The following is a 13,456-nucleotide window of genomic DNA, read 5'->3' as shown; positions in this document are numbered from 1 at the left end:
TCACTTGCCCTCCATGCGCGAGATCGCGCGGATGGTCTCGGCCACCAGCGCCAGCCGCCGCGGGATGCGGTCGGCAAAGATGTATTCCTCGTCGGACGAGTGGTAGTTGGCGCCGGGCAGGCCGAAGCCCTCCAGCACCGGCTTGCCCGATTGCCCGGCCCACGCGGCGTCGGTGGCGCCGAAGGCGCGCGGGCCGATCTCCAGCTCGCCGCCCAATTGCCGGTTGATCGCGATCACCGTCTCCGCGATGGCGCGCGCCTGCGCGTTCATGTTGTACGGCGGGAAGGCCAGCAGCTCGCTCGCGGCGAGCGAGGTCGACGCGAACTTCTTCTCCTCCACCCTGTCGCGCACGATCTTCGTGAGCGTGGCAAAAGCTTCCGGCGTGGGCACGCGGATGTCGGCGGAAGCGAAGACGTCGCCGCCGCTACCGGCGGGCGCCGGGCCCGGCGTGACTTCCACGGTGACCTGCGCGCCCGGCAGGCCGGGCTGGCTGCCCACCTGCGCCAGGGCGGCGGCTGCCTCCTGCACGTTCGGCGCCGCGATCTCGACTTGCGCCAGGCCCTGGTCGGGAATGATGTTCGACACCTGCCCGCCCGTCAGCGCGCGCCACTGCAGCCGCACGCCCGGCATCGTCGCGGCGGCTTGCGTCACGCGCTTGACAAGGAGCGCGCCCTCGACCACGGCGTTGATCCCGAGGTGCGGCGTGACGCCGGCATGCGAAGGCCGCCCCTTGATGCGCCAGGTGATCGTCGCGGCCGCGTCCTTCAGCGCCGTCGTGTCCTCCACGCGCGCGATCGTCCAGTTCATGCGCGTCTCGGGTACCTGCGTGAACAGCTCGCGCGTGCGCAGCACCGTGTCGGAGGCTTCCTCGACCATGCGGTCGCCGCGGCGGAACACCACGCGCAGGCCGCCCGCCCCCGAGGTGCCGATGACCAGCGTCTCGCGCGGGCCGCTCGATTCGCCGCTCAGGATCACGTCGTGCCGCGACGCCTGCGAGCGGATCAGGTCGCGCGAGCCGAAGCTGCCCTGCTCCTCGTCGCTGTTGAAGACCAGCGTCACGCGCTCGTAGTCCGCGAAGCCGCGCGCCTTCAGCAGCTTCATCGCATGCAGGAACACCGCCACGCCGCCCTTGTCGTCGCCGATGCCCGGCGCGATGGCCCGGTTGCCGTCCAGCCGGAAGGGCCGTGCGGCCGCGGTTCCCGCCACGTACACGGTGTCCATGTGCGCCATCAGCATGATGCGCCGCTGCCCCGTTCCCTTGAAGGTGACCACGAGGTTGGGGCCGATGACGTTGTTCGCGGGCGTGACGCGCTGCACGTCGGCGCCCAGACCCTTGGCAAAGCGCTCGACCTGCTCGGCCACCGCCGCCACGCCCGCTTGGTTGGTGCCGCTGTCGACCGACGTGAGCTGGCGCAGCGTCTCGAGCACGGCCGGCGCCTCGCGCTGCGCCAGCGCTGCGATCTCGGGGTCCAGCGCGACGGCCTGCGCCTGCGCAAACGAAGCGAACGCCAGGCCGGCGATGGGAAGGATGCGCTTGAGCACCCCCCATCGTAGCCCGGCCATGGCCTCAGGTGCGTTTGCGGCGCGGCACGACGGTGAGGTGGACGGTGGTGCTGGCGGGCGTGGCGCCCAGCGTCATCTGCCGCGGCGGCACGTCGATCAGCTGGTCGGCCTGCCACACGCGCACGAACACCGGGCCCTCGGGCACGGCGTCGAAGCTCGCGGTTCCGTCATCGCCCGTGAGCGCGGCCCAAGGCGTGTCGCTCACGTACACGTGGCCCTTCATCGACGCATGCAGGTGGCAGCCGACCAGGACCGGCCCCGGCTTGTCGAAGGTCGCGACCGCCGTCTTCGCCGGCTTGCCATCGGCCTTGCCTTCCAGGCGCAGCTCGAAGCCGCCGCTGCCGCCGTCGTCGAAGCTCTTGATGCCCGCGGCGCTGGCGCGCACGTGGTGCTCCCACGGGTCGTTGTTGACGAAAGTGCCTTTCGCGCCCACGGCCACGAGGGCCACCGCGGGCACGAAGCGCATCTTCTCCTGGTTGATGGTCACCTGCGTGGGCAGCGCCACCTTGGGCGCCGCGGCACGCGAAGGCACCAGCGCCACGACCGCGTCGGGCACGGGCTTGCCTTCCTTGTCCATCACGACGACGTTGAGCGTGCCCGCCACGGCCGCGGCCAGCGGCGCGAGCGCGAGGGCCAGCAGGACGGCCAGCGGACGGCCCTTCATGCGCCGCTCACTGCGGCACGACATGCCAGGCCTTCAGGTAGTTGTCGCCGTACTTGTCGCCCGGCTCCTGGTCCTCGGGCCACGTGTACACGGGCTTGCCCTTGTAGGCCCACTGGCGGCGGCCGTCGTCGCGCGCGACGACGGTGTACGCGCCCTGCGCGTCGTCCGACGCAGCGGCCAGCACCGGCGGCCACTGCACCGCGCAGTCGCCGTTGCAGCTGGAGCGGCCGCTGCCCGCGACGTCCTTGTCGAAGGTGTAGACGGTGATGCCCTTCTTCGTGACGACGAGGCCGTCCTTGACCATCAGCGGCAAGCCCGCAACGACGGGGGCGGCCGCGACCTTGGCGACGGGCGCGGGTGCGGGCGAGCCGTAGTCGGACCCGCCATAGCTGCCGGACGACGCATAGGTCCCGCCGGTCGTCGCGCAGGCGCCGAGCAGGGCCGGCAGTAAGGCAGCGGTAAGCAACTTCTTCATTCGAGTTTCTCCTGTGGGGGTTTCGGGGTGCGTACGGGCGGATGAACACGGCGCGGGGCCGGTCTATTCCCGCGCACCGCCCGAATTGCGTGAAGTCCTGCACGCACGCAGCATTCAGTCGATTGCAACGCTGCGTTCAACGGCGCCGCCCCACGAAAGCCGCGCGCGCGACCACAATGAGCCCATGACCCGCATGCCCTCGCTCTTCATCTCGCACGGTTCGCCGACGTTCGCCATCGATCCCGGCAAGGCCGGCCCCCTGCTCACCCAGCTCGGCCGCGAGCTGCCGCGGCCCAAGGCCGTGCTCGTGTTCTCGCCGCACTGGACCACGCGCGGCCTGCGCGTGGCCACGACGGCCACGCCGGAGACCATCCACGACTTCGGCGGTTTCCCCGACGAGCTCTATCGCATCCAGTACCCGGCGCCCGGCGCTCCCCACGTCGCGGCGCGGGCGCTGGAGCTGCTGAACGCCGACGGCTGGAACGCGGTCGCCGACAACGAATGGGGCATGGACCACGGCGCCTGGGTGCCCGTGCGCCATCTCTTTCCGAAGGCCGACGTGCCCGTGTTCCAGGTGTCGATGCCGCACACGCTCGACGGCGAAGGTGCCGTGAAGCTGGGCCGCTCGCTCGCCCCGCTAGCGGAAGAAGGCGTGCTGATCGTCGGCTCGGGCAGCATCACGCACAACCTGCGCGAGGTGGTGTGGGGCGCCGGCGAGGAGAACGCCGGCCCCACCTATGCCACCGAGTTCGTGGACTGGGCCCGCAAGGCCGTGAAGGCTCACGACGGCGCCGCGCTCGCCAACTACGCGACGTCGGCCCCGCATGCGCGCCGCGCGCACCCGACGCCGGACCACTACCTGCCGCTGCCCTTCGCTTTCGGCGCGGCGGACCCGGACGCGCCGGTGCGCGTCATTGACGGCGGCATGACCTTCGGCGTGCTCGCGATGGACGCCTACGTCTTCGGCGAAACGGCGAAGGTGCCGGCGTGAAGGAGCCCGTCGTCGTTCGCGAAGTGCCCGGGGCACAGCAGCTGATCCTGCTGTTCCACGGCGTCGGCGCGACGGCGGACGACTTGGTGCCCATCGGCGAATTCCTCGCGCGCGCCTTCCCGAACGCCAGCGTGGCGTCGGTGCCCGCGCCCTTTCCCTCCGATTTCGGCAGCGGGCTGCAGTGGTTCTCGATCGGCGGCGTGACCGAGGCCAGCCGGCCCGCGCGCATCGAGCAGGCCATGCCGCTGTTCGTGCAGGCGGTCCATGAGCTGCAGCAACGCTTTGGCGTGAAGCCCGAGGCGACGGTGATCGTGGGCTTCTCGCAGGGCGCGATCATGGCGCTCGAATCGGCGCGGCTCGGCCACGCGCTGGCGGGCCGCATCGTGTCGCTGTCCGGGCGCTTTGCCATCGTGCCCGCCACGCCGCCCGCGAACACGCGCTTCCATTTCCTGCACGGCCAGGACGACGGCGTCGTGCCCGTCTCCCACGCCATCGAGGCTGCGCGCCAGCTGGGGGCCAGCGCGACCATCGACGTCTTCCCCGCCACCGGCCACGGCATCAGCATGCCGATCGCGCAGCGCGTCGTCGAACGGCTGCGCGCGTAGGCGAACCAGCCCATCCGTTCGCAAGCGCCGTCCCGCTGACGCGGCATTGGCTGACTCGGCGCTGCCGCGCGCGGCGGAACAATCCCATCCATGGTGGCATCCCTCTGGACGCTCGGCTTTCTCGCGGTCATCGCCTTGCTGGTGATCGTGATCTGGTCCATCCGCCGGCACCGCGATCCCAAGCTCGAGGTGCAGTGCGACGCGCCGATCGACGACCTGGTGACCTCGCTGGCCGGGATCACCCTGAGCACGCCCGTCGATGGGAATTCCGTGGAACTGATCGAGAACGGGCGCTTCTACGACGTGATCCTCGAGCGCATCGCCGCCGCGCGGCAGCACGTCCACTTCGAGACCTTCCTCTGGAAGGACGGCCAGCTGGGCCGCAAGCTGGCCGCGGCCTTCATCCACCGCGCCCGCGCCGGCGTCCACGTGCGCATCATGCTCGACGACACCGGTTCGCGGAACATGGGCAAGGACGTGCTGAAGCAGCTGCGCGACGCCGGCTGCAAGGTGCGCTTCTTCCACAAGCGGTCGCTGCGCAACCTGGGCGTGCTCAACAACCGCGACCACCGCAAGCTGATCGTGATCGACGGGCGCGAGGCCTTCGTCGGCGGCCACTGCATCGTGGACGAATGGCTGGGCGACGCGGAGGACGGCTGCCACTTCTCGGACCTGAGCGTCTGGCTGCACGGCCCCATCGTGAACAACCTGCAAGGCGTGTTCAGCGAGAACTGGACGGGCGATTCGGGCGAACTGCTCGTCGGCGAGGGTTTCTTCCCGAAGCTGGAGCGCGCCGGCGACGTGACCATGCACCCGGTGTTCGTGAAGCCCGAGAACTCGGCGCCGACCATCAAGATCCTGCACCACACGGTGATCTGCCTGGCGCGCAAGCGCATCTGGATCCAGAACCCCTATTTCATCCCCGAGCCCGAGGCGATCAAGGCGTTCGGCGCGGCCGTGAAGCGCGGCGTGGACGTGCGCGTGCTGATGCCGTCGACCAGCGGCAGCGACAACCCCATGGTGCAGCACGCGGGGCACCGCAACTTCGAGATGCTGATGGAGCACGGCGTGAAGCTCTTCGAGTACCCGCACACGCTCCTGCACCAGAAGGTGATGACGGTGGACGGCATCTGGAGCGCCATCGGTTCGACCAACTTCGACGACCGCAGCTTCGAGACCAACGACGAGATCACGCTGGCCATCCTCGACAAGGACCTCGCGGGCCAGCTCGACGGCGTGTTCGAGAAGTACGTCAAGCGCGCGGAAGAGATCGACCTGGACCGCTGGCGCCACCGCTCTTGGCGCCACAAGGCGATCGACAACATGTTCTACCTGTTCAAGAGCTTCTTCTAGGGCGCCTGGATCGTCCCGGCGACGGCCAGTTCGCCCTTCGCGTCCTTGCGCACCACCACCGCTTCGGCGGACGCCGTGGGCACGCCGGTGATGGCGTGGATGTTGATCTGGTGCGACACCACCACCAGGACGCCCGGGCCGCTCCAGCGCCTCAGCACGTCGCGGGCCTTCTTGAGCTCGCCTTCGCTTTCCACCGGCACCTGCCCGAACCACGAGTTGAACGATGGCTCGTCGCGCGCGGCGATGCCGGGAAACGCGAGCTTCGCCGTGTCGCGGGTGCGGCACCACTGCGAGGTGAGCACCGCGCCGATGCGCACGCCGCGCCGCTTCATCTCCTCGCCGAACCGTCGCGCTTCGGCCCGGCCCGCATCACTGAGGTTGCGCTGCGTGGCGCAATCGTCCAGCTTGAAGCCCGGCGGGTCGCCGACGCCCGGCGCGCTCGCGTGGCGCAACAGCACGATGTCGCCGCTGCGTAGCTCGACGTCGGCCGCGTGCGCGGTGAACGGCGCCAGCGCGAAAACAAGCACAAGTTGAAGAAAGCGGTAGGCCATCGACTACAAGAATGCCAGCAGTGCGGCGATGCAACAAGACTCGGTAAGCAGATAGCTTTGCCGGATGAAGAAAACCCTGAGGATCGCGCAAGTCGCCCCCCTGTTCGAAAGCGTCCCGCCCAAGGGCTACGGCGGCACCGAGCGGGTCGTTTCCTACCTCACCGAGGCGCTGGTCGAGCAGGGCCACCAGGTCACGCTCTTCGCCACCGGCGACTCGATCACGTCCGCCGACCTGGTGTCGGTGTGCGAACACGGCATGCGGACCGCGTCGGCGCGCACGGGCTGGATGGCGCGCCAGACCATGCTCAACGACCTGGTGTTCCAGCGGGCGAACGAGTTCGACGTGATGCACTTCCATGTCGACTGCCTCCACTACCCGATGTCGCGGGTTTGCCCGACGCCCAGCGTGACCACCTTCCACGGGCGCCTGGACGCGCCTTACCTCAAGGCCCTGCACGAGCAGTTCCGCGACCACCCGGTGGTGTCGATCTCCGACCACCAGCGGCAAGCGCTGCCGGATGCGAACTACGTCGCCACCGTGTACCACGGCCTGCCCCTGGGGCTGTACGACTTCTCGGCGCAGCCGCTCGACTACTTCGCCTTCATCGGCCGCATCTCGCCCGAGAAACGCCTGGACCGTGCGATCGAGATCGCCGTCGCCTGCAACACGCGGCTGGTCGTGGCCGCCAAGATCGACGATGCCGACCGCGAGTACTACGAACGCGAGATCGCCCACCTCATGGAGCACCCGCTCGTGAAGTACGTGGGCGAGGTGGACGACGCCGGCAAGAACGTGCTGCTGGGCGGCGCGCGCGCCCTGCTCTTTCCCATCGACTGGCCCGAGCCCTTCGGCCTGGTGGTGATCGAGTCGCTCGCCTGCGGCACGCCCGTGGTCGCCTACGGCATGGGCTCGGTGCCCGAACTCCTGGACGACGGCGTCACCGGCTTCGTCGTGGACAACCAGAAGGCCGCCATCGCCGCCGCGCAGCGCGTCGGCGAGATCGACCGTGCCGACTGCCGGCGCGTGTTCGAGCAGCGCTTTTCCTCGCCGCACATGGCGCAGGCTTATGTCGACGTGTACTCGCGCCTTGCGGGGCATCGCATGGAACGCGAGGGCGACGTCGAGGAATCGAGCCCCGCATGAGCAAGCGCGAGACGCAAGCCATGGGCCTGCAGGCCGACCGCATCCGCATCGGCAACGAGTGGTACGTGTCGGCGAAGGCGGCGCGTGCGGACGAGAGCCCGCACGTGCTCAAGGAAGGCAACAGCTTTTTGGTGAGCGACCGCTATGGCGACGTCGACGGCACCGGGCTGGGCGAGGAAGGCCTGTTCTACGAGGACACGCGGCACCTGAGCGAGATGCGCCTGACGGTCGAGGGCGTGCGCCCCATGTTCCTGGGCTCGAGCGTGCGCGAGGACAACAACGTGCTGGTCGCCGAGTTCATGAACCCCGACCGCGGCGACATCGGCAAGGGCTCCATCCACATCTTCCGCGCCAAGCTGCTGTGGCAGGACTGCGTGCGCGAGCACATCCGCATCACCAACCACGGCACCGAAGCGGCCTTCATGCGCCTGGGCCTGGCGTATTCCGCCGACTTCGCCGACCTGTTCGAGGTGCGGGGCATGGCGCGCGTGAACCGTGGCCGCACGCTGCCTGCGCGGGCGGCAGCGGACCACGTGCTATTCGCCTACGAGGGCCTCGACCAGGTGGAGCGTCGCACGCGCATCCACTTCGAGCCGGCGCCGCAGTCCCTGACCGAAGACAGCGCGGTGTTCGAGGTGCAGGTGGCGCCGGGCGAGGAATGGCACCTGTACTGTTCGGTGGAGTGCGAGCGCAGCGACGTCCCGGCGAAAACGGGGCGCATCCCCTATGTCGAGGCCTACCGCGCCAACGAACAGGTGCGGCGCGAGATCGAAGCCGAGAGCTGCGCGCTCGTCACCTCGCACCCGCAGATGGACCTGTGGCTGCGGCGCTCCTTCGCCGACGTGGTGATGCTGTGCACGAAGCTCTCCACGGGCCTGTACCCGTATGCGGGCGTGCCGTGGTACTCGACCACGTTCGGCCGCGACGGCGTGATCACCGCGCGCGAGCTGCTGTGGATCGACCCTGCGCCGGCGCGCGGCGTGCTGGCGTTTCTCGCCGAGACGCAGGCGCGCGAGAGCGACCCTTCGCGCGATGCCGAGCCCGGCAAGATCCTGCACGAGGCGCGCAACTGCGAGATGGCCACCACGCGCGAGGTGCCCTTTGCGCGCTACTACGGCAGCGTCGATTCGACGCCCCTCTTCGTCGGCCTGGCCGGCGCGTACCTGCGGCGCACCGGCGACCTCGCCTTCATCCGCTCGATCTGGCCGAACGTGCGCGCCGCGCTGGACTGGATCGACCGCATGGCCGACGCCGACGGCTTCGTCGCCTACGCGCGGCGCAGCAGCGACGGCCTGGTGCAGCAGGGCTGGAAGGACTCGCACGACTCGGTGTTCCATGCCGACGGCCGCATGGCCGACACGCCCATCGCGCTGTGCGAGGTGCAGGGCTACGTGTACGAAGCGCGGCTGCAGGCGGCCGAGATTGCCGATGCGCTGGGCGAAACCGCGATGGCCAAGACCCAGCGCGAAAAGGCGCGCAGCTTGCGCGAAGCCTTCGCCGCGCGCTTCTGGTCGGAGCACATGGGCCTGTACGCCATCGCGCTGGACGGCCACGGCGAGCGCTGCGAGGTCGCCACTTCCAACGCCGGCCACACGATGTGGAGCGGCATTGCCCTGCCCGAGCACGCGGCGCGCATGTCCGAACGCCTGCTGGAACCCGACTTCTTCAGCGGCTGGGGCATCCGCACCGTGGCCGAGGGCCAGGCGCGCTACAACCCCATGTCGTACCACAACGGGTCGATCTGGCCGCACGACAACGCGCTGATCGCCGCGGGCATGGCGCGCTACGGCCACACGCTGCAGGCCATGCGCGTCTTCAGCGGCATGTTCGATTCGAGCCTGCACTTCAACCAGCACCGCCTGCCCGAACTCTTCTGCGGGTTCCCGCGGCGCGGCAGCGCCGGGCCCACGCTGTACCCGGTGGCGTGCTCACCGCAGGCGTGGGCCGCCGCCGGCGTCTACGCCATGCTGCAGGCCTGCCTGGGGCTGGACGTGGACGCGGGCAACGGCGAGGTGGCGCTGCACGCGCCGCGCCTGCCGCACTTCGTCGAGTGGATGGAGATCCTGCGGCTGGACGTGGCGGGCGCCAAGGTGGACATGCGGCTGCAGCGCTACGGCAACCACGTGGGCATCGACGTCACGCGCAAGTCGGGCGAGTGCGACGTGCGCGTGCGGATGTGAGGCTCAACGCCGCTCGGGTTTGAGCGACGCGGTGCGTGCGTGGGCGCGGAACTCGCGCTCGGTCATCGTGTAGACGGCGACACGCGGGTACGTGCCCTTCATCTCGGCTTCGATCACGAACTGGCCTTCGGGGCCGGGGCGCTGGGCGCGCACCAACCAGCGTTGGCCGTCGCGGTCGCGAAAGCTCTGGCCTTGCAACATGGGGTGGACTGCTTTCTTCAACATTGGACGGCCATCCTCAGGTTGAGCACCGCAGCGTGTCTGTAGGACGCGAGCTTGGAGGCTGTACGTTTTCTCCTACAAATCCTTGACCGTCCGGTCGGTCGCTGGCACACTCGCGCCTTCGTTTCTTCCACCCAACCGCACAAGGAGATGACCATGAGCCAAACCAAGCCTGTCGCCCCCGTGCCGGTTGCGGCCTGAGCCCCGCGCTTCACCCGATCCCTCACCGGGTCCATTGATCGCCGCGCTCGCCGCGGCCGGCTTCCAAACCCCCAGTTCCACGCGCTTTCCTGCGCGTGGCGGAAGCATTCATCCATGGACCCCCATGTTCGAACACATCGATTTCGACAACCTGCGCGCGATCGGCCTCACCCAGGGCATCGTCAACCGCGTCGCACAACTGGCGGACACCCCGCCGAACGCGCGCCTGGCGCGCATCACTGAAACCCAGCGCGATACCTTCGCGCTGCACGACGGCCTGCACGAGGGAACGGCGCGCAGGCTGCGCCACGACACGCAACTGACCGTCGGCGACTGGGTCGTCGTGCAGGAAGACGAGCATGGCGACCTCTGGATCGCCGATGTCGTCGAGCCCGTGACGCAGATCGCGCGCCGCGCCAACGACGGCCGGCGCCAGCCGCTCGCCAGCAACGTGGACACCGCGCTGCTGGTGATGGGGCTGGACGCCGACTTCAACCCGCGCCGCATGGAGCGTTACCTCGCCATGGTGCGCGCGTGCGACGTGGTGCCGGTGGTCGTGCTCACCAAGGCCGACATCGCGCCCGATGCGCGCGAGCGCTACGCCGACGTGTGCCGCCGCCTGCCCGCGACGGTGCCGGTGCTCGCGGTCAACGCGCTGTCGGGACAGGCACGCACGGAGATCGGGCCGTGGCTGCACGCGGGCCAGACGCTGGTGCTGCTCGGCTCGTCGGGCGCGGGCAAGTCGACGCTGACCAACACGCTCACCGACGCCGGCCAGGCGACGGGCGGCGTGCGCAGCGGCGACGGGCGCGGGCGCCACACGACGACCGCGCGTTCGCTGCACCTGTGCCCGCAAGGCGCCTGCATCATCGACACGCCGGGCCTGCGCACGTGGCGGCCCGATGCCGATGCGGAGACGCTGGCCGCGACATACGAGGACGTGCAGTCGCTCGCGCTGCAGTGCCGCTTCGCAGACTGCCGCCATGAGGGCGAGCCCGGTTGCGCGGTGCGCGAGCACGTGGACGAAGACCGGCTGCAGAACTACCACAAGCTCCTGCGCGACGCGCAGCGCGTGGAGATGGGCGCGCTGGACCGCATCGCGCTGCGCAAGAAGTGGGCGGCGCTGGGCAAGGCCGGCGCGCGGCGCTCGCGCGAAAAGCGCGCCTAGACGGCGGCGACGGCTTCGACCTCGATCTTGAAGCCGTAGTGCAGCGCGCCGGTGGGCACCACGGCGCGGCTGGGCCGGCTCGCGCCCGCCCACTGCGCGTAGATCGTGTTGAACTCGGGCCAGTTCGCGACGTCGTCGACGTACACGCGCACCTGCACGAGCCGGTCGACGCCGCTGCCGGCCGCCTCGAGGACGGCTTGCACGTTAGCCAGCACCTGCCGTGCCTGGTCGGCGAAGCTCGCGCCATTGAGCTTGGTGCCGTCGCGCGCGATCGGCAGCTGCCCCGACACGAACACGAAGCCGTTGGCGACGGTGCCGTGCGAGTAGTGGCCGCCCGGCTTCGCGTTGGCGCCCGGGTTCACGGAGCGGGGCAGGTCACCAGCCATAGAAGCGCGGCCAGGTGGCGATGCGGCCGTCCGCCAGGATCGCGTGGTACTCGGGGTGCTGCGCCGCAGTGGCGCACGCATGGTTCGGCAGGATGCGCAGCCGCGTGCCCACGGGAAAACGCGCGGCGATCTCCCTGTCGACGCCACCCGCGCGCGACAGGATGCCGTGCTCCTGGTTGGCGCCGCTCAGCACGTAGCCTTCGAGGGGCGCACCGTCTTGCGTGCACACCAGCCCGTAACCGAAGTCGCACTTCTGCCTTTCGGTGCCGCGGTCGCGGCTCATCGCCATCCAGCCGGCATCGACGATGGCCCAGCCCTTGTCTTCCTGGTGGCCGATGACCGTGGTGAGCACGCTCAGCGCGATGTCGTCGAAGGCGCACACGCCCACGTTGCGCATCACCAGGTCGAAGAAGACGTAGACGCCGGCGCGCACCTCGGTCACGCCTTCCAGCTGCGTGGCCGAAAGCGCGGTCGGCGTCGAGCCCACGCTGACCACCGGGCACGGCAGGCCGGCATCGCGCAGGCGCTGCGCCGCGCGCACGGTGCCGCTGCGTTCCTGCTCCGCGACTTTCTGCAATGCTTCGGGATCGTCGAACTCGTAGCTGGAGCCGGCGTGCGCCATCACGCCCCCCAGCTTCATGCCGCCTTCGTGCAGCGCGCGGCCCACGTCGATGAGCATGTCGCTCTCCGGCGGGATGCCCGAGCGGTGGCCGTCCACGTCCACCTCGATCCACACCTCGAACACCTCGCCCTGCTCGCGCCCGAACGCAGCGATCGCCTGCGCGGCCGCCACGCTGTCCGTAATCACCTTCAGGTCGCAGCCAGCGCGGCGCAGGCGCAGCACGTGCGGCAACTTGCCCGGCGCCATGCACACCGCGTACAGGATGTCCGTGATGCCGGCTTCGAAGAACTGCTCCGCCTCCTTCAGCGTCGAGACGGTGATGCCGTGCGCACCCGCCGCCAGCTGCGCCTGGACCACCGGCAGCGACTTGCTCGTCTTCACGTGCGGGCGGAAGCGCACGCCCAGCACGTCCAGGCGGTCCTGCATGCGCGCGATGTTGCGTTGCATGCGCCGCGCATCGACCAGCGCGGCGGGTGTGTCGAGTTCGGCCAGGTTGCCCATGTCCTAACGATACATCGCGGCGCGCCCCTGCATGCCGGCCAGCACGGCCTCGCGCTGGTTCGGGCTGCCGACGAGCTTCTGCTGTTCCATTGCCTCGGCCTGCAGCACGCGCTGTGCATCCACGGGCGAGGCGGCGTTGAGCAGGCGCTTGGCGGCGCGGATCGCATCGGGGCTGGACGCGGCGATCTGAGCGGCAAGCTTCATGGCCTCGTCGAGCGGATCGGCCGCCACGCGCGTGGCCAGCCCGAGCGCCACCGCCTCGTCGCCCTTCACGACGCGCCCGGTGTAGACGAGATCGCGCACGACGTCCGCGCGCATCAGCTCCAGCATCAGCACGCAGCCCGCCATGTCGGGCACCAGGCCCCAGCGGATCTCCATCACCGACAGCTGCGTATCCGGATGCACGATGCGCACGTCGGCGCCCAGCGCGATCTGCAGGCCGCCGCCGAAAGCAACGCCGTGCACGGCGGCGATCACCGGCACCGGCACCTGGCGCCAGCCCCAGGCGACGTGCTGCCAGCGGTTGGCCAGGCCATGCGTGCGCGGCTCCAGGTTGTTGATAGAACTTGACCCCTCGCCGGCGAGGCCCGACAAGCTGGACTTGTCGAGGCCCGCGCAGAAGGCGCGGCCGTCGCCGTGCAGCACCACCGCGCGCAGCCCGCTTTCCTTCTGCAGCCGCGCGATCGTGGCGTTGATCGCCTCGAACATCGCGTCGTCCAGCGCGTTCATCTTGTCGGGCCGCGCGAGCGTGACGCGCGCGACGCCGGCGGCCGTGATGTCGACAGAAACTCGTTCCATGGGTGCCTCCGGGGAGACAGTATGCTTCGCCG

At 69.8% G+C, this 13,456-nt stretch carries 14 protein-coding genes; 6 read left to right on the top strand and 8 right to left on the bottom strand.

What is annotated here, in order from left to right; all coding sequences use genetic code 11:
* From WG903_RS11565 to WG903_RS11555, 3 genes are read right to left on the bottom strand one after another with little or no spacing between them, the layout of a single operon-like run.
* On the bottom strand, positions 1-1,542 hold the full coding sequence (locus tag WG903_RS11565; RefSeq protein ID WP_340075426.1) for a M20/M25/M40 family metallo-hydrolase: 1,542 nt from the start codon (positions 1,540-1,542) through the stop codon (positions 1-3).
* 25 nt (positions 1,543-1,567) lie between these two features.
* Complete coding sequence (locus WG903_RS11560) at positions 1,568-2,227, bottom strand: cupredoxin domain-containing protein (protein WP_340075424.1); 660 nt, start codon at positions 2,225-2,227, stop codon at positions 1,568-1,570.
* Between the two features lie 7 nt (positions 2,228-2,234).
* A complete protein-coding gene (locus tag WG903_RS11555; RefSeq protein WP_340075422.1) occupies positions 2,235-2,702 on the bottom strand; it encodes a COG4315 family predicted lipoprotein in 468 nt (155 codons plus the stop codon).
* Positions 2,703-2,886: 184 nt separating this feature from the next.
* On the opposite strand from WG903_RS11555, the gene WG903_RS11550 reads away from it, so the two are divergent.
* The 3 genes from WG903_RS11550 to WG903_RS11540 all read left to right on the top strand — a co-directional run bounded on the left by WG903_RS11550 (position 2,887) and on the right by WG903_RS11540 (position 5,651).
* On the top strand, positions 2,887-3,693 hold the full coding sequence (locus tag WG903_RS11550; RefSeq protein WP_340075420.1) for a dioxygenase family protein: 807 nt from the start codon (positions 2,887-2,889) through the stop codon (positions 3,691-3,693).
* Positions 3,690-4,298, top strand: coding sequence for an esterase (gene ypfH, locus WG903_RS11545; protein ID WP_340075418.1), 609 nt, complete (start codon positions 3,690-3,692; stop codon positions 4,296-4,298). The genes WG903_RS11550 and ypfH overlap by 4 nt, the downstream gene beginning before the upstream one ends.
* Positions 4,299-4,388: 90 nt before the next feature.
* A complete protein-coding gene (locus WG903_RS11540) occupies positions 4,389-5,651 on the top strand; it encodes a phospholipase D-like domain-containing protein (RefSeq protein ID WP_340075416.1) in 1,263 nt (420 codons plus the stop codon).
* On the opposite strand, the gene WG903_RS11535 is transcribed toward WG903_RS11540, so the two are convergent.
* Entirely contained in the window at positions 5,648-6,202 is a 555-nt protein-coding gene (locus tag WG903_RS11535; protein WP_340075414.1) for a histidine phosphatase family protein, read from the bottom strand. The genes WG903_RS11540 and WG903_RS11535 overlap by 4 nt on opposite strands.
* A gap of 64 nt (positions 6,203-6,266) precedes the next feature.
* On the opposite strand from WG903_RS11535, the gene WG903_RS11530 reads away from it, so the two are divergent.
* Positions 6,267-7,346: a glycosyltransferase family 4 protein gene (locus WG903_RS11530; RefSeq protein ID WP_340075412.1), complete on the top strand. Its 1,080-nt coding sequence runs from the start codon at positions 6,267-6,269 to the stop codon at positions 7,344-7,346.
* Complete coding sequence (locus tag WG903_RS11525) at positions 7,343-9,526, top strand: amylo-alpha-1,6-glucosidase (protein ID WP_340075410.1); 2,184 nt, start codon at positions 7,343-7,345, stop codon at positions 9,524-9,526. Before WG903_RS11530 ends, WG903_RS11525 begins: the two co-directional genes overlap by 4 nt.
* 3 nt (positions 9,527-9,529) lie before the next feature.
* Here the strand turns inward: WG903_RS11525 and WG903_RS11520 are convergent, their stop codons facing one another.
* Entirely contained in the window at positions 9,530-9,751 is a 222-nt protein-coding gene (locus WG903_RS11520; protein WP_340075408.1) for a hypothetical protein, read from the bottom strand.
* 322 nt (positions 9,752-10,073) lie between these two features.
* On the opposite strand from WG903_RS11520, the gene rsgA reads away from it, so the two are divergent.
* Entirely contained in the window at positions 10,074-11,117 is a 1,044-nt protein-coding gene (gene rsgA / locus WG903_RS11515) for a ribosome small subunit-dependent GTPase A (protein ID WP_340075406.1), read from the top strand.
* On the opposite strand, the gene WG903_RS11510 is transcribed toward rsgA, so the two are convergent.
* From WG903_RS11510 to WG903_RS11500, 3 genes are read right to left on the bottom strand one after another with little or no spacing between them, the layout of a single operon-like run.
* A complete protein-coding gene (locus tag WG903_RS11510) occupies positions 11,114-11,503 on the bottom strand; it encodes a RidA family protein (protein ID WP_340075404.1) in 390 nt (129 codons plus the stop codon). The two genes, rsgA and WG903_RS11510, sit on opposite strands and share 4 nt — an antisense overlap.
* On the bottom strand, positions 11,493-12,626 hold the full coding sequence (locus tag WG903_RS11505; protein WP_340075402.1) for a DSD1 family PLP-dependent enzyme: 1,134 nt from the start codon (positions 12,624-12,626) through the stop codon (positions 11,493-11,495). Before WG903_RS11505 ends, WG903_RS11510 begins: the two co-directional genes overlap by 11 nt.
* Before the next feature lie 3 nt (positions 12,627-12,629).
* Positions 12,630-13,424, bottom strand: a complete 795-nt coding sequence (locus tag WG903_RS11500) for a crotonase/enoyl-CoA hydratase family protein (RefSeq protein WP_340075401.1) — start codon at positions 13,422-13,424, stop codon at positions 12,630-12,632.
* Positions 13,425-13,456: the final 32 nt, after the last annotated feature.

The sequence above is a fragment of the Ramlibacter sp. PS4R-6 genome, assembly GCF_037572775.1.
GTDB lineage: Bacteria > Pseudomonadota > Gammaproteobacteria > Burkholderiales > Burkholderiaceae_C > Ramlibacter.
The sequence above is the reverse complement of the archived record's forward strand: the minus strand, read 5'-3'. Positions and strand labels throughout refer to the sequence as shown.

Bases quoted from the DNA above. Each gene is read 5' to 3' on its own strand.
- WG903_RS11560 (WP_340075424.1), bottom strand. From the start codon at position 2,227: ATGAAGGGCCGTCCGCTGGCCGTCCTGCTGGCCCTCGCGCTCGCGCCG.
- WG903_RS11555 (WP_340075422.1), bottom strand. From the start codon at position 2,702: ATGAAGAAGTTGCTTACCGCTGCCTTACTGCCGGCCCTGCTCGGCGCC.
- WG903_RS11550 (WP_340075420.1), top strand. From the start codon at position 2,887: ATGACCCGCATGCCCTCGCTCTTCATCTCGCACGGTTCGCCGACGTTC.
- WG903_RS11540 (WP_340075416.1), top strand. From the start codon at position 4,389: ATGGTGGCATCCCTCTGGACGCTCGGCTTTCTCGCGGTCATCGCCTTG.
- WG903_RS11535 (WP_340075414.1), bottom strand. From the start codon at position 6,202: ATGGCCTACCGCTTTCTTCAACTTGTGCTTGTTTTCGCGCTGGCGCCG.
- WG903_RS11530 (WP_340075412.1), top strand. From the start codon at position 6,267: ATGAAGAAAACCCTGAGGATCGCGCAAGTCGCCCCCCTGTTCGAAAGC.
- WG903_RS11525 (WP_340075410.1), top strand. From the start codon at position 7,343: ATGAGCAAGCGCGAGACGCAAGCCATGGGCCTGCAGGCCGACCGCATC.
- WG903_RS11520 (WP_340075408.1), bottom strand. From the start codon at position 9,751: ATGTTGAAGAAAGCAGTCCACCCCATGTTGCAAGGCCAGAGCTTTCGC.
- rsgA (WP_340075406.1), top strand. From the start codon at position 10,074: ATGTTCGAACACATCGATTTCGACAACCTGCGCGCGATCGGCCTCACC.
- WG903_RS11510 (WP_340075404.1), bottom strand. From the start codon at position 11,503: ATGGCTGGTGACCTGCCCCGCTCCGTGAACCCGGGCGCCAACGCGAAG.
- WG903_RS11505 (WP_340075402.1), bottom strand. From the start codon at position 12,626: ATGGGCAACCTGGCCGAACTCGACACACCCGCCGCGCTGGTCGATGCG.
- WG903_RS11500 (WP_340075401.1), bottom strand. From the start codon at position 13,424: ATGGAACGAGTTTCTGTCGACATCACGGCCGCCGGCGTCGCGCGCGTC.